The following is a 22,702-nucleotide window of genomic DNA, read 5'->3' on the forward strand; positions in this document are numbered from 1 at the left end:
CTGGAGAACCCCGTTATGAGCGAGAGCGTATTTGGCGATCGCATCGTGCAGAACCTGCTCGACACCGACTTCTACAAACTGACGATGATGCAGGCGGTGCTGCACAACTACCCGAACGTTGAAGTCGAATGGGAGTTTCGTTGCCGTAACAGTGAAGATTTGCGCCCGTACCTGGCGGAAATCCGCTTCCAGATCGAGCGCCTCGCTGAGTTGAGCCTGAGCGCCGACCAGTTGAGTTTCATGGAGCGCATCAGCTTCATGAAGCCAGATTTCCTGCGCTTCCTCGGGTTGTTCCGCTTCAATCTGCGCTACGTCCACACCGGTATCGAAAACGGCGAGTTGTTCATCCGCCTGCGCGGCCCATGGCTGCACGTGATCCTGTTCGAAGTGCCGCTGCTGTCCATCGTCAGCGAAGTGCGCAACCGCTATCGCTACCGTGAAGTCGTCCTGGAACAGGCGCGTGAGCAGCTCTACCGCAAGTTCGACTGGCTCACCGCCAACGCCAGCGCGGAGGAATTGTCCGAATTGCAGGTCGCCGATTTCGGCACTCGCCGTCGCTTCTCGTACCGCGTGCAGGAAGAAGTGGTGAATGTGCTCAAGCACGATTTCCCCGGTCGTTTTGTCGGCACCAGCAACGTGCACCTTTCACGTGAGCTGGACATGAAGCCGTTGGGCACCATGGCCCACGAATGGATCATGGCCCACCAGCAACTCGGCCCACGGCTGATCGACAGTCAGATTGCCGCCCTCGATTGCTGGGTCCGCGAGTACCGTGGCCTGTTGGGGATTGCCCTCACCGACTGCATCACCACCGATGCCTTTCTCGGTGATTTCGACCTGTACTTCGCCAAGCTGTTTGACGGTCTGCGCCATGATTCCGGTGATCCGGTGCTCTGGGCGGAAAAAGCCATTGCCCATTACCACAAGCTCGGCATCGACCCGATGAGCAAGACACTGGTGTTCTCCGACAGCCTGACGCTGCCAAAATCCCTGGAGATTTTTCGGGCGTTGCGCGGTCGGATCAATGTCAGCTTTGGCATCGGCACCAACCTGACGTGCGATATTCCGGGTGTTGAACCGATGAGCATCGTGCTTAAAATGGCCGCCTGCAACGGCCAGCCCGTGGCAAAGATTTCCGATGAGCCTGGCAAGACTCACTGCAAAGACCCGAATTTCGTCGCCTACTTGCGACACGTTTTCAAAGTACCTGCCGCCCTTTCCAGCACATCAAGCACATCTAGCAAGGAGTGAATTCATGCAAGCCGAACAGCGTGAGATTGCTGAACAGCTCAAGGTCCAGCCGCCGTTCGCCGACCAGGCCGCCCTCGAGGCTGAAGTCACCCGGCGGATCATCTTCATCCAGGACTGCCTGGTCAATTCCGGGCTGAAGACCCTGGTACTCGGCATCAGCGGTGGCGTCGATTCCCTGACCGCCGGCCTGCTGGCCCAGCGTGCCATGCGCGAACTGCGCACCCGCACAGGCGACAACAGCTACAAGTTCATCGCCGTGCGCCTGCCGTACGAAACCCAGTTCGACGAACACGATGCCCAGGCTTCGGTGGACTTCATCGCCCCGGACGAGCGCCACACCGTGAACATCGGCCCAGCGGTCAAATCCCTGGCCAGTGAAGTCGCAGCCTTCGAAGGCAAGCACGCGGTCTCGGTGGATTTCGTGCTGGGCAACACCAAGGCGCGGATGCGCATGGTCGCCCAATACACCATCGCCGGCGCGGCCCACGGCCTGGTGATCGGCACCGACCACGCAGCGGAAGCGGTGATGGGTTTCTTCACCAAGTTCGGTGATGGCGCGTGCGATCTGGCGCCACTGAGCGGCCTGGTGAAAAACCAGGTCCGGAATATCGCCCGCAGCTTCGGCGCGCCGGAGTCGCTGGTGGAAAAAATCCCCACGGCCGACCTTGAAGACCTGTCGCCCGGCAAACCGGACGAAGCGTCCCACGGCGTGACCTATGCCGAGATCGACGCGTTTTTGCATGGCGAGCCGGTGCGTGAGGAAGCGTTCAAGATCATTTGTGACACGTATAAAAAGACTCATCACAAGCGAGTAATGCCGTTCGCACCTTGATGTGTTGTCTAGTCCTGAAATAGGTTTACACCTGTTTCACCCCAACGCCCGATGTACCGCATCGGGCGTTTTGTATTTTAAGGACAAGTGCGGTCGCTCCTCGTTGTAGATCGTAACGGCCTCTCGCACCATCTGTTCAGCCTGTGCCAGATCTGTTGGCCGGTAGAGCAGTAGTTCTGTTTTCAAAATACCGTTGACCCGCTCTGCCAAGGCATTTTGGTAGCAGTCGTAGCCATCGGTCATTGAGCATGTAACTTCGTGCTTGGCGTGCAGCTTTTGGTAGAGATCGGAACAGTACTGCGCGCCTCGATCCGAGTGATGCACCAGTTTCTGGTTTGTTCGACGCATCTTTAAGGCCATGCGGAAGGCTTGAGCCACAGAGTTGGCATGCAGGCTGTCATGCACGTGATAGCCGACAATTTTTCTCGAGTAGGCATCCGTCACCAGGCTCAAATAGGCGGGGCCTTCTCGCGTGGAGAGGTAGGTGATATCAGCCACCCAGACCTGTTCTGGACCAGTCGCAACCACTTGCTGCGGGCCAGGCTTCAGCAGATTGGGATGGCAGCGGAAGCGATGATGGCTGTCCGTCGTCTTGTGATAGGCCCGTTTTCTACGAACCAACTGGCGGTGATCGCGCAAAACCTCGAACAGGCGATCCCGGCCGACATGCAGCTCTTGCCTCTCGCCGCTGGCGTGCATCATCGAATGTAGCTTGCGGGCACCGATGCAGGGCTGACGTACGCGGATGTGGCGCACAAAATTGATGAGCTCCTGGTCTTGCTCAAGCCGAGCACGATAGACCCGATCCCGCTTGTAATAGGCTTGGCTACTGATCGCCATAAACTGGCAAGCCCTGCTGACACTCAGGGTTTGGGTTTGCGCAACGACTTGCCGGGCCGCTTTTTTACGACAGATACGCCGTAGTCGTTCTTCAGAACATCGACCACGTCTTCGAAGAATTTGGCTTTCTGATTGGCCAGTGCCAACTGCTCCTCAAGCTCTTTGATTCTCTGCTCGGGAGTCAAAGGCAAGGTGGGCTCGTCCATCGGTCGGCTCCTCTGGGTACGAATGGAAGCGCCTTGGCTCCAGTCCTGCCGACCATGCTTGCGTAACCACACCAACACCGTCGACCGACCTTGAATCCCATAACGCCGTTGAGCTTCTTTATAACTCAACTCGCCTTTTTCGACCTGATCGACAACCGACAATTTAAAAGTCAGCGTGTAATCTCGCTGACTGCGTTTTGCGCCCGTATTCATTGCACCCTCCTGAAAAGAAGCCAGAAGGTGTAAACCTTATTCAGGACGAGACATGTGAATAAAAAAAGCCCGCTGAAGGCGTTGATCCTCAGCGGGCTTTTCTTTGCCTCAAGCATTTATTGATGCTGAAGGCCCATTCGCGAGCAAGCCCGCTCCCACATTGGATCTGAGGAATTCACAAATCCAATGTGGGAGCGGGCTTGCTCGCGAAGAACGATAACGCGGTGGTCCGACTTACTTCAGGGTAACTGTGCCTTTCATCATCGAGATGTGGCCTGGGAACGAGCAGAAGAAGCCGTAACTTTCGCCAGCAGCCAGTTTCGAAACATCGAAAGTCACCGAATCCGTCTCGCCAGCACCAATGATTTTGGTGTGGGCGATGATGCGGGCATCATCTGCTTTCAGGTAGTTCTTCTCGATACCTGCGCTCAGGCCGTCGGTGGCGATCGGTTGCATGTCAGCTGTTTTACTCAGCACCCAGTTATGGCCCATGACATTTTTCGGCAAGCTGCCGGAGTGTTTCAGCTCCACGGTGAACGTCTTGCAGCTCTTGTCGATGCTGATTTCCTTGGTATCGAAGGACATTTGATCAGTCGAGTCGACAGTGACCTTGCATTCGGCAGCCATCAATTGGCTGCTGGCCAGTGTCAGCAGGGATACCGCAACAAGTTTGGCAAACATGGTGAATCTCCAAGGCAGGGTTAACAAAAGTGCGAATGGACAGAAGACTGCCTGAAAACTTCGCAAGTTCCTATGACCTGAATCAAAAATTGTATACAACTTTCGGGCTATGACACCTATCGAAACAATCTACCAGCCAGACGTCTAGGGCGGCCCTATCATCAGGTCGTCCTCACTCATCTGGAGCGTCAGTCATGTCGATCAATAGCCTGTTGTGCAGTTTGCTCGCCGCCTACGCCTGTGGCGCCAGCGGAACCTGTGAAACATCTGAATGCGAAGTGTAGACCTTGGAACGCCGCGTACCTGCCTTTACTCTGTGGCCATCCTGACCATGGAGTAAGGCATGTCTTTAGCGTCCGTTTGTGTATTTTGCGGTGCCAGCACTGGCACCAACCCGGCTTATCGTGAAGCGGCTGTCGCCTTGGGGCGAGCATTGGCCGAGCGTAAGCTGACTCTGGTCTATGGCGGCGGCGCCGTCGGGCTGATGGGAATCGTCGCCGATGCTGCGCTGGCGGCCGGCGGTGAAGTGATCGGGATCATCCCGCAAAGCCTCAAAGACAAGGAAATCGGTCACAGCGGCCTGACTCGTCTGGAAGTGGTCGACGGCATGCATGCGCGCAAGGCGCGGATGGCCGAGCTCAGTGACGCCTTTATCGCCCTGCCCGGCGGCCTGGGCACGCTGGAAGAACTGTTCGAAGTCTGGACCTGGGGCCAGCTCGGCTACCACGGAAAACCGCTGGGGCTGCTGGAAGTGAACGGTTTCTACAGCAAATTGACGTCTTTTCTCGATCATATCGTCGGCGAAGGCTTCGTTCGTGAACCGCACCGTGACATGCTGCAAGTGAGCGAATCGCCGCAAACCCTGCTCGATGCACTGGACGCCTGGCAGCCGACAGTGGTGCCAAAGTGGCTCGAGCAAAAACCCAGCTAACGGCTGGGCATCGATACAGGGCAGAATACGCGCCGCTCAACCTCACCTTCGACCCCAGAGGATCGCCCATGGCTAAACCCAATTATTCCTTCGCCAAACGTCAGAGAGACTTGGCCAAGGAGCAGAAGAAAGAGGAAAAGCTTCAGCGCAAGAAAGCTACAGCTGAAGAAGAAGCCGCCGCACTGAACCCGGATGCAGAAGGTGAAGTGGCCGCAGAAGATGCTGTTGAAGCACCGAAAGATCAGGCGCCCGACGCCTGAGACCCTCAGGGCCCGATGATCTGATCAGGCCCACCGGATCTGTGTCCAGGGTCAGCAACGATGTTGCTGACCCTCACAGTCCCATCTGAAATACCCATCCCGAATTTATGCACATTGGATCATTTGTTATTCCAAAGGCATCACCGTGACTCTAACCTCGGGATCATGACTGCCGCCCCCAAGAATCACCCCACGCAACGGCGAGACATCGGAAAAATCCCGGCCCCAGGCCAAGGTGATGTGTTCCAGCGCCGGCTGCACGTTGTTGGTCGGGTCGAAATCCACCCAACCAAGCACCGGGCAAAACACTGAAACCCAGGCATGGGACGCATCGGCGCCGATCAGTCGCGGCTGGCCCGGTGGTGGCTGGGTCAGCAGGTAGCCGCTGATGTACCGCGCCGCCAACCCACGGGAGCGTACGCAGGCAAGCATCAAGTGAGCGAAGTCCTGACAAACACCGCGTCGGCGCTCCAGCACTTCTACCAGCGGCGTCGCCACTTGGGTCGCTTCAGCGTCGAAGGTGAATTCGCTGAAAATCTTCTCCATCAGCGCCTGAACACCCAACAGCAGCGGCCGACCCGGTGGAAAACAGCTTTCGGAAAACTCGACGAAGTTGCGCTTCAAATGCACGTAGGGCGATTCGAACCGGTAACGACACGCCTCCAGCAATTCGGGGGAAAGCGGCTGACTGCTGTAGGTCAGCGCGTTGCGGGTTTCTTCCCACGCGGGGCATTGATTGAAATCCAGCGCAGGCCGGGCCAGCACTTCGACGGTGAGCCGGGCATTGACCAGCAATTCATCGTGGGGCCGCTCGAACGCCAGCCGAGTCAGCGGATTACCGAACACATCCAGTTCATCGCGGCGGGTCGTCGGGGCGGGACTGATCTGCAGTTGCTGCTCGGTGCATCGCTGCCAGGCACACGCCCGCGGCCACAGGTGCGCGAGCTGCTGGGCCAGAGAGACTGGACTGTCGTAGTGATAATGGGTGTCGTGGAGAATCTGGTAATGGGCGCTCATCAGACGGACACCGTGCGTTGGCTGACGTCATCGACGTGAGCGAAATGTCGCAAGGCCAGACGATCCGACACTTGCCCGCTGGCGTCGGCGATCTCTTGCAGCAGGTCAGCCAGCCCCTCAATGGCCGCCCGAACGCTGGCTTCGCCGAACAGCGAATTCTCCAGGCATCCCAGATCGAACTGCGCCAAGCGTTCCACCAACTGCGGTAACCCTGCTTCGCGAGGTACGCCGAAGTCGTCATTCAAGCGTTTCAAGGTACGCGTCACCAGTTTCAACTGAAACAGCACGGCATGGGGGTTCTGCTCGTCGAGCAGCAACAGGTCGAGCACCGGGATCAGTTGCGCCACCGCCAGGTACCGCGAACGGTAAGTGATGCTGCTGTTGCCCAGCTCCAGCAGCCACTCCAGTCCCGCCTGATCGAAAGCACCGGCACCGCGCAGAAATGCTGCCAGGCTGGCGCTGAGAAATTGCAGACGTTCGATCCGGCGGCCGATCATCAGGAAGCGCCAGCCTTCGTCCCGGGTCATGTCGTCGAGGGCGAAACCGGATAATGCCGCCAGGGACATCACCAGACGGTTGAGGAAATCCAGCAATTCGCCGAAATCCGGCTCTTCGGCTTCCAGCTCCATGGCTTCACGCTGGAGCTCCACCAGCGCTTGCCAGTTTTCCCGCGAGAGCTTGCCACGCACCTGCGAGGCCGCCCACTGCAAACGTTGCAGGTTGGAGCGCAGGCTGAACGACCAGTCATCGCCGAGCAATGCCGCCATTAAACGCTCCGGCAACTCGCCTTCATCGGGCAACAACATCAACCGTTCACCCAGATCGACCGCCGCCTCCAGGGCTTGCGGATCATCGCCATCGACATAACGCGCCAGCATGATCCGCAGCAGCCGCGCGCTGTCATCGCAGCGCTCGCAATAACGGCCGAACCAGAACAGGTTTTCCACCACTCGCGACGGCAGATACGGATCGCGTCGCACCAGGTCGTGCACACCGATCGTACGCTGGGTTTTCCATTGCTCACCGCTCGGCGGGCGATCGCCCAGCACCCAGGTGTCTTTGCTCGCGCCACCCCGTTGCATGGACACCACTTCGGCATCCGCCTCGGCGGCAACCCGGGTAAGGCCGCCGGGCAGAACCCGATAGCCCTCACGGCTGGCCACTGCGTACACGCGCATGCCGATAGCCCGGGGTTGCAGATGACCGTCTTCTGCCTGCCAGATCGGCGCTTGAGAGAGCTGAGCCAATTCTTGCGCGACATAGGCGTAAGGCCGGGCCTGCATGCGCTCGGCCAGCGCCTGACGCTGTTTTTCACTCAAATCGCGCCCAAATACTGGCGTGAAGCTCTGTGACGGGAACGCCGGTTTGATCAACAACTCCGGCAATTTTTCCAGGGCCTGAGCCAGTACCGGTGCTTCACCGCACCACCAGGTCGCGATGGAGGGCAGGATCAATTCTTCGCCGAACAGGAATTGATTGATCTTCGGCAGGAATCCCAACAACCCCGGCGACTCCAACACGCCGCTGCCGAGGGCGTTGGCCACCAACACTCGCCCTCGGCGTACCGCTTCCAGCAATCCCGGCACGCCAAGGGCCGAGTCAGTGCGCAGCTCCAGCGGGTCGCAAAAATCATCGTCGAGCCGCCGCATGATCGCGTGGACCCGGCGCAGTCCGCTCAATGTTTTGAGGTAAACCGTGGCATCCCGGACGGTCAGGTCGCCGCCCTCTACCAGCGGATAGCCGAGCTGGCGCGCCAGATAGAGATGTTCGAAATAGCTTTCGTTGAAACGTCCCGGTGTCAGCAGCACGATCAGTGGCGCTTCGTCATCACTCGGCGCCTGACGGGCCAGGGTTTCCTGAAGCGTGCGGAAGAACCCGGCCAGGTGCTGCACTTTCAAATCGCGGTACAACTCGGGAAAGGCCCGGGACACGATGGTGCGGTTTTCCAGCGCATAACCGGCGCCGGACGGTGCTTGCGTCCGGTCCGCCGTCACCCACCAGCGACCGTCAGGCGTGCGTGCCAGATCCACCGCATACAGATGCAGAAAAGCCCCATCAGGTGGCGTGATGCCCTGACAGGGCCAGAGGAAGTTGTTGTGACCGAAGACCAGTTCAGCAGGCAGCAGACCCTCGGCGATCAAGCGTTGCGGTCCGTATAGATCTGCCAGCACAGCATTGAGCAAGCGTGCCCGCTGAGCGATCCCGGCCGATAACTGCTGCCATTCATCAGCCGCAATCACGTGAGGTAGCAGATCGAGTTCCCACGGCCGATCGGCACCCTTAGGGTCGGCGTAGACGTTGTAAGTCACGCCGTTTTCCTGGATCTGCCGGGTCAGCAGCGCCTGACGCTGCACCAATTGCGTTGGTGTGCTGCGTTGCAATTGGTCGAACAACCGACGCCAATGCGGGCGCACAGCGCCGCTGTCGTCGAGCAGTTCATGATAAGTGCCCGCCGTCAGCGGGTAGCGGTCAAGCAGGTCAGGCATGGAAAGCTCGGCAGACAGCAAAGAACGGTCAGACTAACGCAGGCTCATGACGCTCGGATATACGAAAAGTCCGAGCGTCGCGTACGGTTTAGAAGCGTCGTAAATCGAGAGTCATCGGTAGCTCGTCGTTAATTTCCATATTGGGTATAGGAAGTTTCCCCGGCGTATGTCCGATGCGGAAAAAACGCGCCATCCGCCGGCTCTCGGCCTCATTGGCGTTCACCGGCAAGCTGTCGTAGTTGCGACCGCCCGGATGGGCGACGTGGTACTGACAGCCACCCAGCGAACGCTGCATCCAGGTGTCGAGCAGGTCGAACACCAACGGCGCGTGGACCGGGATGGTCGGCTGCAGGCAGTTCGCCGGTTGCCAGGCGCGGAAACGCACACCGGCCACAAACTCGCCGACCCGCCCGGTGGGTTGCAATGGCACCGGGATGCCGTTGCAGGTCAGAAGATAACGCTGCGGCGGCAGGCCCGTGAGTTTGACCTGCAAACGCTCCAGCGACGAATCAACATAACGCACCGTGCCGCCAACTGCGCCCTCCTCGCCCAGCACATGCCAGGGCTCCAGCGCCTGCCGCAATTCCAGTTCGATCCCGCTGACGGCGTAATCGCCGACCTTGGGGAAGCGGAACTCCAGATGCGCCGCAAACCACTCGGCGCGCACGGGATAACCGGCGGCATTGAGGTCGACGATGACGTCGGCAAAATCCTGTTCGATAAAGTGCGGCAACAAAAACCGATCGTGCAGCTCAGTGCCCCAGCGTGCCAGTTTCGGCGGCGCATAAGGCTCGCGCCAGAACCGGGCCACCAGCGCACGCAACAACAGTTGCTGCGCCAGGCTCATGCGCGCATGGGGCGGCATCTCAAAAGCACGCAACTCGAGCAATCCAAGGCGACCGGTAGCTCCGTCCGGCGAATACAGTTTGTCGATGCAAAATTCGGCACGATGGGTGTTGCCGGTCACGTCGATCAGCAGGTTGCGCAGCAGCCGATCCACCAGCCACGGCGCGCACTCCTCGTCCGGCTCAGGCATCTGGGCGAAGGCGATTTCCAGTTCATACAACGCATCATTACGCGCTTCATCAACCCGTGGCGCCTGAGACGTCGGGCCGATGAACAATCCGGAAAACAGGTAGGACAAGGACGGGTGGTTATGCCAGTAGCTGATCAGGCTGCGCAGCAGATCGGGGCGGCGTAGAAACGGTGAGTCAGCCGGTGTCGCGCCGCCCAGTACGAAATGGTTACCACCGCCCGTGCCGGTGTGCCGGCCGTCGATCATGAATTTCTCGGTGGTCAGTCGGGTCTGGCGTGCCTCTTCGTAAAGAAACTCAGTGCGTTCGACCAGTTCATCCCACGTGGCTGACGGCTGCACGTTGACCTCGATCACCCCCGGATCGGGCGTGATGCGGAAGTTGCTCAGCCGCGGATCGCTCGGCGGCTCATAGCCTTCCAGCAACACCGGGCAATGCAATTCCTCGGCGGTGGCTTCGATGGCGCTGACCAGTTCCAGGTAATCCTCGACCCGTTCCAGCGGCGGCATGAACAGGTACAACCGCCCTTCTCGCGCTTCGGCGCAGAACGCCGTGCGAGTCAGCCAATCGGCGGATTCGTCGATCTTTGGCGTGCGCTCATCAGCAGCCGCAGGCTCGCCTTGGCTCTGAAGTTGTGCAGTGTCGGGCAGCGCAGGGAAATCCTGATTCGGGTCCACAGGATGAATGAACGGGTACTCCGCCGCTTTCACCCAAGGCTGCGAGCCGAGCGGCAAGCGATAGCCCAGCGGCGAATCCCCCGGCACCAATCGACAATGCTCATCGCGCAGATACCAGCGGCCGCTTTGCCACTGATCACCCTTGGCGGTGCGCGCCAGCGGCAGTACCTGACCGATGACTTTGTCCAGACCCTGGCTGAAGACTTTGCGCAGACGTGCACGCTCCAACGGCTCTTCAAGACGTGAGTCTTCGGCGCTGACGTTCTGCGGCAAAGTGCCTTCGCGCCAGAGGTAATAGAAATTGTCTTCGTAGGCCGGAAACACAAAACGTGTCGGAATTTTCAGGCGTTCGGCGACACTCGCCAGAAAACGCCCGGCCAATTCGCCATTGGCACCGTAGTCTTCCTGCTCATCGGCAATCAGCGCGCTGTTGTGCCAGATCGGTACATCGTCGCGGCGCCAGTAGCAGCTCAGCGACCAGCGCGGCAATTGCTCGCCGGGGTACCACTTGCCCTGACCGAAATGCACCAGGCCCTGGGGGGCGTAGTGCTTGCGCATGCGCTGGAACAGTTCGGCGGACAGACGCCGCTTGTCTGGCCCCAGTGCCGCCGTGTTCCACTCGGCGCCGTCTGGATCGTCGATGGAAACAAACGTCGGTTCGCCGCCCATGGTCAGGCGTACATCACCCTCCAACAGGTCGGCATCGATCTGCCGTCCCAACGCCTGGATCGCCAGCCATTGCTCTTCGGTGTAGGGCTTCGTTACCCGTGGTGCTTCCCAAATCCGTTCCACGGACATCTCGTGGGTAAATTCGCACTCGCACGGCTCAACCAAGCCACTGATCGGTGCCGCAGAGCCCGGATCGGGGCTACAGGCCAACGGAATGTGTCCTTCACCGGCAAACAGCCCTGACGTCGCGTCCAGGCCGATCCAGCCGGCACCGGGCAAATAGACCTCGCACCAGGCGTGCAGGTCGGTGAAGTCCACGTCAGTGCCCGACGGACCGTCGAGGCTTTTGACGTCGGCGGTCAATTGAATCAGGTAGCCGGAAACGAAACGCGCCGCCAGACCGAGGTTGCGCAGCAGCTGCACCAGCAACCACGCAGAGTCGCGGCAGGAACCGGAGGCGTGTTCCAAGGTGTGTTCGGGCGTTTGCACGCCCGGCTCCATGCGGATCAAGTAGCCAATGTCTTCGCTCAGGCGCTGATTGAGTGCGACGAGGAAATCCACACTGGGCAGCGGCGTGCGGTCGATGCCATCCAGATACGCCTTGAACTTCGGCGTCAGGGGCAAGGTTTCCAGGTACGGCGCCAGCTCCTTGCGCTCATCCGCGGCGTAGGCGAACGGGATCTTTTCCGCGTAGGGCTCAAGGAAGAAGTCGAACGGATTGAAGACCGCCATCTCCGCCAGCAGATCGACTTCGATCCGTAGCTCATCAGTTTTTTCCGGGAACACCAACCGCGCCAGGTAATTGCCCTGGGGGTCCTGCTGCCAGTTGATGAAGTGCTGCTCCGGCGAGACTTTCAGCGCATAGGACAGTATCCGCGTGCGACTGTGGGCGGCCGGGCGCAGGCGAACGATCTGCGGACCGAGCTCGACGGCGCGGTCGTAGCGGTAATGCGTGACGTGGTGCAATGCGACATGAATCGACACGGCGTGCCTCCTGCGAGCCTTAAGCGTTATCGAAAGCGCGCAAGACTTATGCCATCCAGCAGCGCTGGCGCTTTCTCCGGTTGCTTGAGGCAGTACAGCACCAAAATCGGGCGATGCGGGAATTTGGTTTGGGGGAGTTGCACGGAAATGTTGCGGAGGGAGGGCTGGGGTCGGGTTTTGTGTACGGCTTGAGATCCAACCCTCACCCTAGCCCTCTCCCGGAGGGAGAGGGAACTGACCGAGGTGTTTGGCCTAGATGCTGCAACCGGAAAGTCCCGCGTCTAACTCAGGTTTTGAAAGGCTTGGAGATCAGCTCCCATTCCCCTTCTCCCCCGTGGGGAGAGGGATGGGCGGGCGGCGTTCCGATGAGGGGTGGATCCCACAGATACAACACAATCTCCAGACAGCCACAACGCAAAACGCCAACCCGAAGGTTGGCGTTCTGTTCAGCTCAAGCGAGGCTTAGCGCGGCACTACCGGCTTACGCGCAGGCTTGGGCCCTTTGCCTTTGGCCGCGTCCTTGCGATCCTTGGCCGCCTGCTGGTTGCGGGCGAACGCCGCTGCCTTGGCCTGTTCACGCTTGTCCCACGGATTGCCGCCATCACTGGCGCGCGGTGGCAAGCCCGTGTGCTGGGTCAGGATCTTGGTGGTCTTTTCCCCTGCCACTTTATGGCTGCCGGCCGGTGTCGAGTTCTTGCGACGGGCGCTCTGGTAGCTGTCGGTCGCCGGCTGGTGCAGCGGGATCAACTGATTTTTGCCCGGTCCGATCAGGTCGGCGCGGCCCATGCGGGTCAGCGCTTCACGCAGCATCGGCCAGCCTTTCGGATCGTGATAACGCAAGAACGCCTTGTGCAGACGACGCTGCTCTTCGCTCTTGACGATAGTCACGGCGTCGCTCTTGTAAGTGACCTTACGCAGCGGGTTCTTGCCCGAGTGGTACATCGCGGTGGCGGTGGCCATCGGTGACGGGTAGAACGCTTGCACCTGGTCGGCACGGAAGCCGTTGCCCTTGAGCCACAAGGCCAGGTTCATCATGTCTTCGTCGGTGGTGCCCGGGTGAGCGGCGATGAAGTACGGAATCAGGTACTGCTCTTTCCCGGCTTCCTTGGAGTACTTCTCGAACATGCGCTTGAACTTGTCATAGCTGCCGATGCCCGGTTTCATCATCTGATTGAGCGGACCTTCCTCGGTGTGTTCCGGGGCGATCTTCAGGTAACCACCGACGTGGTGGGTCACCAGCTCTTTGACGTATTCCGGCGACTCGACCGCGAGGTCGTAGCGCAGACCGGACGCGATCAGGATCTTCTTCACACCCGGCAACGCACGGGCGCTGCGATACAGCTGGATCAGCGACGAGTGATCGGTGTTCAGGTTCGGGCAAATGCCCGGGAACACGCACGAAGGCTTACGGCACGCGGATTCGATTTCCGGGGTCTTGCAGGCGATGCGGTACATGTTCGCGGTCGGGCCGCCGAGGTCGGAAATGACGCCGGTGAAGCCGGGGACCTTGTCGCGGATCTCTTCGATTTCGCGAATGATCGACTCTTCGGAACGGTTCTGGATGATCCGGCCTTCGTGCTCGGTGATCGAGCAGAAGGTGCAGCCGCCGAAGCAGCCACGCATGATGTTCACCGAGAAGCGGATCATGTCGTAGGCAGGGATCTTTTCCTTGCCGTACGCCGGGTGCGGAATGCGCGCATAGGGCATGCCGAACACGTAGTCCATTTCTTCGGTAGTCATCGGAATTGGAGGCGGGTTGAACCAGACGTCGACTTCGCCGTGCTTCTGAACCAGCGCGCGGGCGTTACCCGGGTTGGTTTCCAGGTGCAGCACGCGGTTGGCGTGCGCATAAAGAACCGCGTCACCGCGGACTTTCTCAACCGAAGGCAGACGGATCACGGTCTTGTCGCGAGTCATCTTCGGACTGGCCAGAATCTGCACGACCTTAGCTTCGCTTGGGTCTTCAACCGGACCTTTTTCCTGCTCGATGGCGCAGGCCTGGGTGTCCTGGGTGTTCACGTACGGGTTGATGATCTTGTCGATCTTGCCCGGACGGTCGATACGCGTGGAATCGACTTCGTACCAGTCTTTCGGCGTGTCGCGACGGATGAACGCGGTGCCGCGCACATCGGTGATGTCTTCGATCTTGTGACCGTAGGACAGACGCTGGGCGACTTCGACGATCGCACGCTCGGCGTTGCCGTAGAGCAGGATGTCGGCGCAGGCGTCGATCAGGATCGAGTTGCGAACCCGGTCCTGCCAGTAATCGTAGTGGGCGATGCGGCGCAGGGAAGCTTCAATGCCACCGAGAACGATCGGCACGTTCTTGTAGGCTTCCTTGCAGCGCTGGCTGTAAACCAGGCTGGCGCGGTCCGGACGTTTGCCCGCCATGCCACCGGGAGTGTAGGCGTCATCGGAGCGGATTTTTTTATCGGCGGTGTAGCGGTTGATCATCGAGTCCATGTTGCCGGCCGCGACGCCGAAGAACAGGTTCGGCTCGCCGAGCTTCATGAAGTCGTCTTTAGACTGCCAGTCTGGTTGCGCAATGATCCCGACGCGAAAGCCTTGCGACTCCAGCAGCCGGCCGATGATTGCCATGCCGAACGACGGATGGTCAACGTACGCATCACCGGTGACGATGATGATGTCGCATGAATCCCAGCCAAGCTGATCCATCTCCTCCCTGCTCATCGGCAGGAATGGCGCTGGACCGAAGCATTCGGCCCAGTACTTGGGATAGTCAAATAACGGCTTGGCTGTTTGCATGACGATGACCGGTGTTGAGATGAAAAATCGCGGGCGCGGAATATAGCACAAAAAATAACCAATTCCGACGGCTATGGTCGGAAATTGAAACCCTCGGCAACTTACTCGTCGTCGAAGTTGTAGCTGCCCGGCGCCAGGTTTTCGAAGCGGGTGTACTTACCGATGAACGCCAGTCGTGACGTACCGATCGGGCCGTTCCGCTGCTTGCCGATGATGATCTCGGCGATGCCTTTGTGCTCGGTTTCCGGGTGATACACCTCGTCCCGGTACACGAACATGATCACGTCGGCATCCTGCTCGATCGCTCCGGATTCCCGGAGGTCGGAGTTGATCGGGCGTTTGTTCGGTCGCTGCTCCAGGGAGCGGTTGAGCTGGGACAACGCCACCACCGGGCAGTTGAATTCCTTGGCCAGGGCCTTCAAGGAACGGGAGATTTCAGAAATCTCGTTGGTCCGGTTGTCGCCGCCCGAACCCGGAATCTGCATCAGCTGCAAGTAGTCGATCATGATCAGGGCGACATCGCCGTGCTCACGCACCAGGCGTCGGGTCCGCGCACGCATCTCCGAGGGGCTGATACCGGCCGTATCGTCAATGAACAGCTTGCGATCGTTAAGCAAGTTGACCGCCGATGTCAGGCGCGGCCAATCGTCGTCTTCCAAGCGACCGGCACGGACCTTGGTCTGGTCGATACGGCCGAGGGACGACAACATACGCATGATCAGCGATTCGCCTGGCATCTCCAGCGAGTAAACCAATACGCATTTGTCGCTGCGCAACACGGCGTTTTCCACCAGGTTCATCGCAAAGGTGGTTTTACCCATGGATGGACGGCCGGCGACGATGATCAGGTCGGACGGTTGCAGGCCGCTGGTCATACCATCGAGATCGGTGTAACCGGTGGACAGGCCGGTAATGGCGTTGTCAGTGTTGAACAAGGTGTCGATGCGGTCGATGGCCTTGGTCAGCAGGTCGTTCACGCTCACCGGGCCGCCGGTTTTTGGCCGGGCCTCGGCGATCTGGAAGATCTGCCGTTCGGCTTCGTCGAGGATCTCTTCCGCGGAGCGACCTTCCGGATTGAAGGCGCTGTCAGCGATTTCGGTGGCGATGCCGATCAACTGCCGCAACGTCGCCCGCGCACGAACGATCTGCGCATAAGCCTTGATGTTGGCGACAGACGGCGTGTTTTTTGCCAGTTCGCCAAGGTATCCGAGGCCGCCGACTTGCGAGGTCTGACCTTCCTTGTCCAATTGCTCGGCAAGGGTCACGACGTCGATCGGCGAGTTCTGGTCGGCGAGCTTGGCGATCGCACGGAAGATCAGGCGGTGGTCATGTCGATAGAAATCGCCGTCCGACACCTGATCAAGCACGCGTTCCCAGGCGTTGTTGTCCAGCATCAAACCACCGAGCACGGCCTGTTCGGCCTCGATGGAATGCGGCGGCACCTTCAGGGCAGCGGTTTGCAGATCGTATTGCTCGGGTGCGGAGATATCGTTCATGGCCACTTGAATTGAGTGTGTGAAAATCAGGAACTGCAGAAAGACAAAGGGCACGACCTGTAAACAGGATCGTGCCCGATGTTACCGGCAAGCACCCGAGGGTGCCAGCCGACAAGTGCTGCTTAAGCTGCTACCACGACAACGCGTACGGTGGCTTCAACTTCGGCGTGCAGGTGCACGGCTACGTCGAATTCGCCTACGTTGCGGATAGTGCCGTTCGGCAGACGAACTTCGCTTTTTGCAACTTCAACGCCAGAGGCGGTCAGTGCATCAGCGATGTCGTGAGTACCGATCGAACCGAACAGCTTGCCTTCGTCGCCAGCGGTGGCAGTGATAGTCACTTCCAGCTCAGCCAGTTGGGCGGCACGGCTTTCAGCCGAAATTTTACGATCTGCTGCGGCTTTTTCCAGCTCAGCGCGACGCTCTTCGAACGCAGCCAGGTTGGCAGCGGTCGCAGCGGTAGCTTTGCCGTAAGGCAGCAGGTAGTTACGACCGTAACCAGCCTTAACGTTCACTTTGTCACCCAGGTTGCCCAGGTTGGTGACTTTTTCCAGAAGGATCAGTTGCATGTGAAAATCCTCTTAACTTTTAACCTTCACCGTTCGCGCTATCGACGTCTTTCGGCGTCGAACGACCGCGAAAATCAATCAGGCTGTCGACGATGGCCAAGACCACCAGCAACGGATAGATCAGCTGCATGAACAGCAACAGCGTGACGTACAACCCCACCAGCCAGAACCTGGCCAGTCGCTTTTGCGCCACCAGCCCGTGAATCAGGGCCAGCCCGGCGAACACCAGCGGTACACTGCACAACGGCGTCAACATGGCCATCTGCGGACCGATGTTCGGCCCCAGAAGCATGCACGCCAGCAGCAACATCGCCGGCAAAAGCGGGAATCGGATGGCGCGAAACTCGCGACCAAAACCACCCGGGTTGTACAACAACGCCTGCCAGTAGCGCCCGACAAGCAGGCTCAGCACACTGACGATTTGCAACAAGGCCGCAATCAGGCCGGTCAGGACCGGTGCGATCAGGGACGCAAAATGCGCTTGCTCGTCTACCGACAACTTCTGGTAGACATCACCGAGTAGCGACGGCATGACTTTTATCAAAGCCTGCGCCAGCATCTCGATTTGGGGACCAAAAATCGTCCCCAGCACCACTGAAAACACCACTCCCATCGCTATGCTGACCAGCAGCACGCGGTTCCAGGACTCGCTTGCGCGCAAAACCAACGCAAGGCTCCAAGATCCCAGCAGCACCAGAAGTGCCCGTGGGTCATCGGAGTAAAGCCACCAGATCAACGCCGGCAGCAGTCCCAGAGCAAGAACGCCCAGGGCGTCCTTCAATCCGCGCCGCAGGAGCACAAGGCAACCAGCGGCAGCACCCAACCAATACAACAACGGCAATGTTGCGCATCCAGCCACTACGAGAGTGGCCTGCATACGGCCGCGCATGATGAACTCAGCTATGGCACGCATGCTTTCAATCCTTTGCTACGTGTCGACTGCCCGGTCTCAGCGGCCGTGGCTGTCGGTGTAGGCCAGCAGGGCCAGGAAGCGGGCGCGCTTGATAGCGGTGGCCAGCTGACGCTGATAACGTGCTTTGGTACCGGTGATGCGGCTTGGAACGATTTTGCCGGTCTCGGATACATAAGCTTTCAGAGTGTTGAGATCTTTGTAATCGATCTCTTTCACGTCTTCAGCGGTGAAGCGGCAGAATTTACGACGACGGAAGAAACGTGCCATTTGATAGGCTCCTTAAAAGGTCCGTGGATTACTCGTCAGCGTTATCGCTGTTGTCGCTGTCATCACTATCAGCGCTTTCAGCGCCTTCGTGCTCAGGACGGTCGCGACGCTCACGGCGCTCACTGCGGTTTTCTTCAGCCTTGAGCATCTCGGATTGGCCGGTAACGGCTTCTTCGCGACGGATGACCAGGTTACGGATCACTGCATCGTTGTAGCGGAAGTTGTCTTCCAGCTCGGCCAGGGCCTTGCCAGTGCACTCAACGTTCAGCATCACGTAGTGAGCCTTGTGAACATTGTTGATTGCGTAGGCCAGTTGACGACGGCCCCAATCTTCCAGACGGTGGATTTTGCCGCCGTCTTCTTCGATCAGCTTGGTGTAACGCTCTACCATGCCGCCGACTTGCTCGCTTTGATCCGGGTGGACCAAAAAGATGATTTCGTAATGACGCATGAATGCTCCTTACGGGTTGTAGCCTGCCGCTCAAAAGCGGTCAGACAAGGAGTGAATGACACTTATGGACTTGCTTGCGATAGACACATTCGTGCCTGCCGTCACAGCAAGGGGCGCAATTGTAGAGAAGGGACAGAAGAGGTGCAAGGCAATTGGTGATTATTTGAACAGTTCGTTCGCACCACCGATCTTTGCCCTGACACAGAACCAATGTGGGAGCGGGCTTGCTCGCGAATGCGGTACATCAGTCAACATTGATGTCGACTGACACTCCCTCTTCGCGAGCAAGCCCGCTCCCACATTTGGATCGCGTGCGACTTAAGACTTTTTGGTAGACGCCGCAGCCTTGACACTGCGCTGGCGCAGGGCCTCGAACAGGCACACGCCGGTCGCCACGGATACGTTGAGACTGCTGACACTGCCGGCCATCGGCAGGCGCACCAGGTAATCGCAAAGATCGCGAGTCAGGCGACGCATGCCGCTGCCTTCCGCGCCCATGATCAGGATGGTCGGGCCAGTCATGTCTTGTTGATACAGACTCTGCTCGGCCTCGCCCGCCGTACCGACAACCCACAAGCCGCGCTGCTTGAGTTTTTCCAGGGTGCGCGCCAGGTTGGTCACGGCGACCAACGGAATCACTTCCGCCGCACCGCAGGCAACTTTACGTACCGTTGGGGTCAGCGTGGCTGACTTGTCCTTCGGCACGATCACCGCCAGTGCGCCCGCCGCATCAGCCGAACGCAGGCAAGCGCCGAGGTTGTGCGGATCGGTCACGCCGTCGAGCACCAGCAACAGCGGCGCGCCTTCGGTGCGATCGAGCAGCTCGTCGAGCATCGCCTCGCCCCAGACCTGGCTCGGACTCACGTCCGCCACCACGCCCTGGTGCACGCCATCAACCCAGGCATCCAGCTCACGGCGCTCGGCGTTGCCGACGGCCACGCGATTTTCGTTCGCCAACTCGATCAGCGTCTGAACCCGCGGATCACTGCGGCCTTCGGCCAGCCAGATCTGCTTGACGCGTTTTGGGTGGTGACGCAGTAACGCTTCTACAGCGTGCACGCCGTAGATCTTTTCCAACTGACTCATGACTTGGCCTTCGGTTTACGCGCCCCGCCGCTTTTGGCGGCTGGAGCAGAACCCGCTTTTGGCGGGCCTTTACGGTGCTTGCTCGGTTTGGCTGGCTTGCCGCCGGGAGCCTTGTCAGGCGCCGACCGTCCGGTCTTTCCCCCAGACGCCGCTTTACCGCCGCTTTTCGCTTCAGACAGCAACGCCTGCTTCATTTCGCGGCTTTTGCGCAATTCAGCATTTTTCGCCGCGGCATCGCTCGGGCGATAGGCTTCTACGGCTTTTTCCTTGGCAGGACGACGACCGGTTTTCGCCGGGGCCGGCTCTGCAGCCGTTTTGGTAGCAGGTGCAGTGGTTTCAGTCCCGCGCTTCTTGCGGCCAATCGGCGCGCTGATGGTTTTTTCAGCCATCTCGAAGTCGATCTTGCGCTCGTCGAGATCGACGCGCATGACCCGCACTTCAACGGTATCGCCAAGGCGGAAGCTGCGCCCGGTACGTTCACCGGCCAGGCGGTGGTGCACAGGATCGAAGTGGTAGTAATCGCCCGGCAGCGCGGTGACGTGCACCAGGCCTTCGACGTAGATATCGGTCAGCTCGACGAACAGACCAAAACCGGTCACGGCAGTGATCACACCAGGGAACGACTCGCCCACACGGTCTTTCATGAACTCGCACTTGAGCCAGTTCACGACATCGCGGGTCGCTTCGTCGGCACGGCGCTCGCTCATCGAGCACTGCTCGCCGAGCTGTTCCAGAATCGCTTCGTCGTACGGGTAGATGCGCGCCTTCGGAATGGTCATCGCGCCAGCACGGCGAACGTGCGGGGTGTCCATTTTCGAATGGATGACGCTGCGAATCGCCCGGTGCGTGAGCAAGTCCGGGTAGCGGCGGATCGGCGAGGTGAAGTGGGTATAGGCTTCGTAATTCAGGCCGAAGTGGCCCTGGTTATCGGCGCTATACACCGCTTGGCTCAACGAACGCAGCATGACGGTCTGGATCAGATGGAAATCCGGACGGTCCTTGATGCTCGCCAGCAGTGCCTGGTAATCCTTCGGCGACGGGCCGTCCTTGCCTTTGTGCAGGGACAGACCGAGCTCGCCAAGGAAGGCGCGCAGTTTTTCCAGACGCTCCGGTGGCGGGCCATCGTGGACGCGATACAGCGCAGGGATTTCGTGCTTTTTCAGGAATTCGGCGGTGGCCACGTTGGCCGCCAGCATGCATTCCTCGATCAGCTTGTGGGCGTCGTTACGAACGGTCGGACGGATTTCGGCAATCTTGCGCTCGGTCCCGAAGATGATCCGGGTTTCCTGCGTTTCGAAATCGATCGCGCCACGCACGTGACGAGCGGCCAGCAGCACTTTGTACAGTGCATAAAGTTGCTTGAGGTGCGGCAGAACGTCGTTGTACTCACCACGAAGCTGACGCGCCTCGGTGAGTTTCGGCGTTTCCAGCATCGCGCTGACTTTGTTGTAGGTCAGGCGAGCGTGGGAGTGGATCACCGCTTCGTAGAAGCAGTAGTCGGTCATTTCGCCGGATTTGGAGATGGTCATCTCGCAAACCATGGCCAGACGATCGACGTGCGGGTTCAGCGAGCACAGGCCGTTGGACAGCTGCTCAGGCAGCATCGGCACGACGCGCTCGGGGAAGTACACCGAGTTGCCACGAACCTGGGACTCGTTGTCCAGAGCCGAACCGATTTTCACGTAGCTGGAAACGTCGGCAATCGCCACGTACAACTTCCAGCCGCCGGAGAACAGGCGCAGCTTGCCCGGCTTGGCTTCGCAGTAGACCGCATCATCGAAGTCGCGCGCATCTTCGCCGTCGATGGTCACGAACGGCAGATGGCGCAGGTCGATGCGCTTCTCTTTGTCTTTCTCTTCGACTTCCGGCTTGAGCTTGGCGGCTTCTTTCAGCACAGCCTCAGGCCAGACGTGAGGAATATCGTAGGTGCGCAGGGCAACGTCGATTTCCATGCCCGGCGCCATGTAGTTGCCCACGACTTCGACCACGTCGCCTTGCGGCTGGAAGCGTGGCGTCGGCCAGTGAGTGATCTTCACTTCGACGAACTGACCGATCTGGGCGTTGGCGTTACGGCCCGGCGTGACCAGCACTTCTTGCTGGATCTTCGGATTGTCCGCAACAACGAAGCCGATACCGCCCTCTTCAAAGTAGCGACCAACGATCGTCTCGTGGGCACGGGATACGACTTCGACAATCATGCCTTCGCGACGACCGCGACGGTCGAGACCGGAAACACGGGCCAGCGCACGGTCGCCATCGAACACCAGACGCATTTGCGCCGGGCTCATGAACAGGTCGTCACTGCCGTCGTCCGGGACCAGGAAGCCGAAGCCGTCACGGTGACCGCTGATGCGGCCCAGGATCAGGTCGAGCTTGTCCACCGGCGCATAGGTGCCGCGACGGGTATAGATGAGTTGAGCGTCGCGCTCCATGGCGCGCAGGCGGCGGCGCAGAGCTTCGATCTGGTCTTCTGTGGTCAGACCAAACTCTTCGACCAACTGCTCGCGGTTAGCAGGCGAACCCCGATCAGCAAGGTGCTGAAGGATCAGTTCGCGGCTAGGAATAGGGTTTTCATATTTTTCCGCTTCACGAGCGGCCTCGGGATCGAGGGACTGCCAATCGGCCATTAGAGAGTTTTCACCTTGTCTATATGCGGGTTAGTTTGGCATAGGCGTAATGAAACGGGAAATTTCAGGCTATGACAGCCCATCTAAAGCCCTTTATCGACACCGCGAAGCTGAATTAAATGCCACTGGTAAAATTTTCCAGGTTTTTTCGACTTCAGGGGTTTACAGTTAAAAAGACGCTCCGTATAGTGCGCGCCATCGACGACGCAGACGCATTGTCGATAATGCCCAGATGGTGAAATTGGTAGACACGCCAGCTTCAGGTGCTGGTGACCGCAAGGTCGTGGAAGTTCGAGTCTTCTTCTGGGCACCAATTTCGAGCTTGAGATTAGTTCAATTTCAAGGCTCACACAAAAACCCGCGAAAGCGGGTTTTTTGCATTCTAAGCCCCTGATTTATTAAAACTAAATCAGGGGTTTACAGATCAAAAAGCTCTCCGTATAGTG

Annotated in this window: 18 protein-coding genes and 1 tRNA gene; 5 read left to right on the forward strand and 14 right to left on the reverse strand. The window is 59.2% G+C overall.

What is annotated here, in order from left to right:
• Window positions 1–15: 15 nt before the first annotated feature.
• Window positions 16–1,251: a nicotinate phosphoribosyltransferase gene (pncB, locus tag KGB23_RS15930; protein ID WP_150656616.1), complete on the forward strand. Its 1,236-nt coding sequence runs from the start codon at window positions 16–18 to the stop codon at window positions 1,249–1,251.
• A 4-nt stretch (window positions 1,252–1,255) separates the two neighbouring features.
• Window positions 1,256–2,083 (forward strand): ammonia-dependent NAD(+) synthetase, encoded by an 828-nt coding sequence (nadE, locus tag KGB23_RS15935; RefSeq protein ID WP_223431768.1) that lies wholly within the window; start codon window positions 1,256–1,258, stop codon window positions 2,081–2,083.
• A 36-nt stretch (window positions 2,084–2,119) separates the two neighbouring features.
• Here nadE and KGB23_RS15940 read toward each other — a convergent pair whose 3' ends face one another.
• The 3 genes from KGB23_RS15940 to azu all read right to left on the reverse strand — a co-directional run bounded on the left by KGB23_RS15940 (window position 2,120) and on the right by azu (window position 4,023).
• Window positions 2,120–3,043 carry an IS3 family transposase gene (locus KGB23_RS15940; RefSeq protein WP_317851621.1) on the reverse strand — a complete coding sequence of 308 codons (924 nt, stop codon included), beginning with the start codon at window positions 3,041–3,043 and terminating at the stop codon, window positions 2,120–2,122.
• On the reverse strand, window positions 2,947–3,342 hold the full coding sequence (locus KGB23_RS30155; RefSeq protein WP_263288643.1) for a helix-turn-helix domain-containing protein: 396 nt from the start codon (window positions 3,340–3,342) through the stop codon (window positions 2,947–2,949). Before KGB23_RS30155 ends, KGB23_RS15940 begins: the two co-directional genes overlap by 97 nt.
• Window positions 3,343–3,576: 234 nt before the next feature.
• The gene (gene azu / locus KGB23_RS15945; protein ID WP_223431769.1) at window positions 3,577–4,023 is read right to left on the reverse strand and encodes an azurin; all 447 of its coding nucleotides are present in this window, start codon (window positions 4,021–4,023) and stop codon (window positions 3,577–3,579) included.
• 343 nt (window positions 4,024–4,366) lie between these two features.
• Here azu and KGB23_RS15950 point away from each other — a divergent pair, with 343 nt between their 5' ends.
• Both KGB23_RS15950 and KGB23_RS15955 read left to right on the forward strand, forming a co-directional pair.
• The gene (locus KGB23_RS15950) at window positions 4,367–4,954 is read left to right on the forward strand and encodes a TIGR00730 family Rossman fold protein (RefSeq protein ID WP_033055560.1); all 588 of its coding nucleotides are present in this window, start codon (window positions 4,367–4,369) and stop codon (window positions 4,952–4,954) included.
• Window positions 4,955–5,022: 68 nt separating this feature from the next.
• Entirely contained in the window at window positions 5,023–5,214 is a 192-nt protein-coding gene (locus KGB23_RS15955; RefSeq protein WP_008157021.1) for a hypothetical protein, read from the forward strand.
• A 126-nt stretch (window positions 5,215–5,340) separates the two neighbouring features.
• Here KGB23_RS15955 and KGB23_RS15960 read toward each other — a convergent pair whose 3' ends face one another.
• The 11 genes from KGB23_RS15960 to rnr all read right to left on the reverse strand — a co-directional run bounded on the left by KGB23_RS15960 (window position 5,341) and on the right by rnr (window position 22,256).
• Window positions 5,341–6,231 carry a transglutaminase N-terminal domain-containing protein gene (locus KGB23_RS15960; protein WP_223431770.1) on the reverse strand — a complete coding sequence of 297 codons (891 nt, stop codon included), beginning with the start codon at window positions 6,229–6,231 and terminating at the stop codon, window positions 5,341–5,343.
• A complete protein-coding gene (locus KGB23_RS15965) occupies window positions 6,231–8,717 on the reverse strand; it encodes a circularly permuted type 2 ATP-grasp protein (RefSeq protein WP_223431771.1) in 2,487 nt (828 codons plus the stop codon). Before KGB23_RS15965 ends, KGB23_RS15960 begins: the two co-directional genes overlap by 1 nt.
• Before the next feature lie 88 nt (window positions 8,718–8,805).
• Window positions 8,806–12,081 (reverse strand): DUF2126 domain-containing protein, encoded by a 3,276-nt coding sequence (locus KGB23_RS15970; RefSeq protein ID WP_223431772.1) that lies wholly within the window; start codon window positions 12,079–12,081, stop codon window positions 8,806–8,808.
• A gap of 462 nt (window positions 12,082–12,543) precedes the next feature.
• Window positions 12,544–14,847, reverse strand: a complete 2,304-nt coding sequence (locus tag KGB23_RS15975) for a YgiQ family radical SAM protein (RefSeq protein WP_223431773.1) — start codon at window positions 14,845–14,847, stop codon at window positions 12,544–12,546.
• 101 nt (window positions 14,848–14,948) lie between these two features.
• Window positions 14,949–16,343, reverse strand: coding sequence for a replicative DNA helicase (gene dnaB / locus KGB23_RS15980; protein WP_008157008.1), 1,395 nt, complete (start codon window positions 16,341–16,343; stop codon window positions 14,949–14,951).
• Between the two features lie 122 nt (window positions 16,344–16,465).
• On the reverse strand, window positions 16,466–16,912 hold the full coding sequence (gene rplI, locus KGB23_RS15985; RefSeq protein WP_033055552.1) for a 50S ribosomal protein L9: 447 nt from the start codon (window positions 16,910–16,912) through the stop codon (window positions 16,466–16,468).
• A gap of 19 nt (window positions 16,913–16,931) precedes the next feature.
• Window positions 16,932–17,825 (reverse strand): hypothetical protein, encoded by an 894-nt coding sequence (locus KGB23_RS15990; protein WP_223431774.1) that lies wholly within the window; start codon window positions 17,823–17,825, stop codon window positions 16,932–16,934.
• A 36-nt stretch (window positions 17,826–17,861) separates the two neighbouring features.
• On the reverse strand, window positions 17,862–18,092 hold the full coding sequence (rpsR, locus tag KGB23_RS15995; RefSeq protein ID WP_002551829.1) for a 30S ribosomal protein S18: 231 nt from the start codon (window positions 18,090–18,092) through the stop codon (window positions 17,862–17,864).
• A 28-nt stretch (window positions 18,093–18,120) separates the two neighbouring features.
• A complete protein-coding gene (gene rpsF / locus KGB23_RS16000) occupies window positions 18,121–18,543 on the reverse strand; it encodes a 30S ribosomal protein S6 (protein ID WP_003217491.1) in 423 nt (140 codons plus the stop codon).
• A 318-nt stretch (window positions 18,544–18,861) separates the two neighbouring features.
• Window positions 18,862–19,629, reverse strand: coding sequence for a 23S rRNA (guanosine(2251)-2'-O)-methyltransferase RlmB (gene rlmB, locus KGB23_RS16005; RefSeq protein ID WP_223431775.1), 768 nt, complete (start codon window positions 19,627–19,629; stop codon window positions 18,862–18,864).
• Window positions 19,626–22,256, reverse strand: coding sequence for a ribonuclease R (rnr, locus tag KGB23_RS16010; protein WP_223431776.1), 2,631 nt, complete (start codon window positions 22,254–22,256; stop codon window positions 19,626–19,628). Before rnr ends, rlmB begins: the two co-directional genes overlap by 4 nt.
• A 226-nt stretch (window positions 22,257–22,482) precedes the next feature.
• Between rnr and KGB23_RS16015 the strand changes: the two genes are divergently transcribed.
• Window positions 22,483–22,569 (forward strand) — tRNA-Leu (locus KGB23_RS16015).
• The last annotated feature ends 133 nt before the right edge of the window (window positions 22,570–22,702 follow it).

The sequence above is a fragment of the Pseudomonas sp. GL-B-26 genome (genome assembly GCF_019947405.1).
Classification (GTDB): domain Bacteria; phylum Pseudomonadota; class Gammaproteobacteria; order Pseudomonadales; family Pseudomonadaceae; genus Aquipseudomonas.

Excerpts from the sequence above, each read along its gene's own strand:
- pncB (WP_150656616.1), top strand. The coding sequence starts at position 16 with ATGAGCGAGAGCGTATTTGGCGATCGCATCGTGCAGAACCTGCTCGAC.
- nadE (WP_223431768.1), top strand. The coding sequence starts at position 1,256 with ATGCAAGCCGAACAGCGTGAGATTGCTGAACAGCTCAAGGTCCAGCCG.
- KGB23_RS30155 (WP_263288643.1), bottom strand. The coding sequence starts at position 3,342 with ATGAATACGGGCGCAAAACGCAGTCAGCGAGATTACACGCTGACTTTT.
- azu (WP_223431769.1), bottom strand. The coding sequence starts at position 4,023 with ATGTTTGCCAAACTTGTTGCGGTATCCCTGCTGACACTGGCCAGCAGC.
- KGB23_RS15950 (WP_033055560.1), top strand. The coding sequence starts at position 4,367 with ATGTCTTTAGCGTCCGTTTGTGTATTTTGCGGTGCCAGCACTGGCACC.
- KGB23_RS15955 (WP_008157021.1), top strand. The coding sequence starts at position 5,023 with ATGGCTAAACCCAATTATTCCTTCGCCAAACGTCAGAGAGACTTGGCC.
- KGB23_RS15960 (WP_223431770.1), bottom strand. The coding sequence starts at position 6,231 with ATGAGCGCCCATTACCAGATTCTCCACGACACCCATTATCACTACGAC.
- KGB23_RS15965 (WP_223431771.1), bottom strand. The coding sequence starts at position 8,717 with ATGCCTGACCTGCTTGACCGCTACCCGCTGACGGCGGGCACTTATCAT.
- KGB23_RS15975 (WP_223431773.1), bottom strand. The coding sequence starts at position 14,847 with ATGCAAACAGCCAAGCCGTTATTTGACTATCCCAAGTACTGGGCCGAA.
- dnaB (WP_008157008.1), bottom strand. The coding sequence starts at position 16,343 with ATGAACGATATCTCCGCACCCGAGCAATACGATCTGCAAACCGCTGCC.
- rplI (WP_033055552.1), bottom strand. The coding sequence starts at position 16,912 with ATGCAACTGATCCTTCTGGAAAAAGTCACCAACCTGGGCAACCTGGGT.
- KGB23_RS15990 (WP_223431774.1), bottom strand. The coding sequence starts at position 17,825 with ATGCGTGCCATAGCTGAGTTCATCATGCGCGGCCGTATGCAGGCCACT.
- rpsR (WP_002551829.1), bottom strand. The coding sequence starts at position 18,092 with ATGGCACGTTTCTTCCGTCGTCGTAAATTCTGCCGCTTCACCGCTGAA.
- rpsF (WP_003217491.1), bottom strand. The coding sequence starts at position 18,543 with ATGCGTCATTACGAAATCATCTTTTTGGTCCACCCGGATCAAAGCGAG.
- rlmB (WP_223431775.1), bottom strand. The coding sequence starts at position 19,629 with ATGAGTCAGTTGGAAAAGATCTACGGCGTGCACGCTGTAGAAGCGTTA.
- rnr (WP_223431776.1), bottom strand. The coding sequence starts at position 22,256 with ATGGCCGATTGGCAGTCCCTCGATCCCGAGGCCGCTCGTGAAGCGGAA.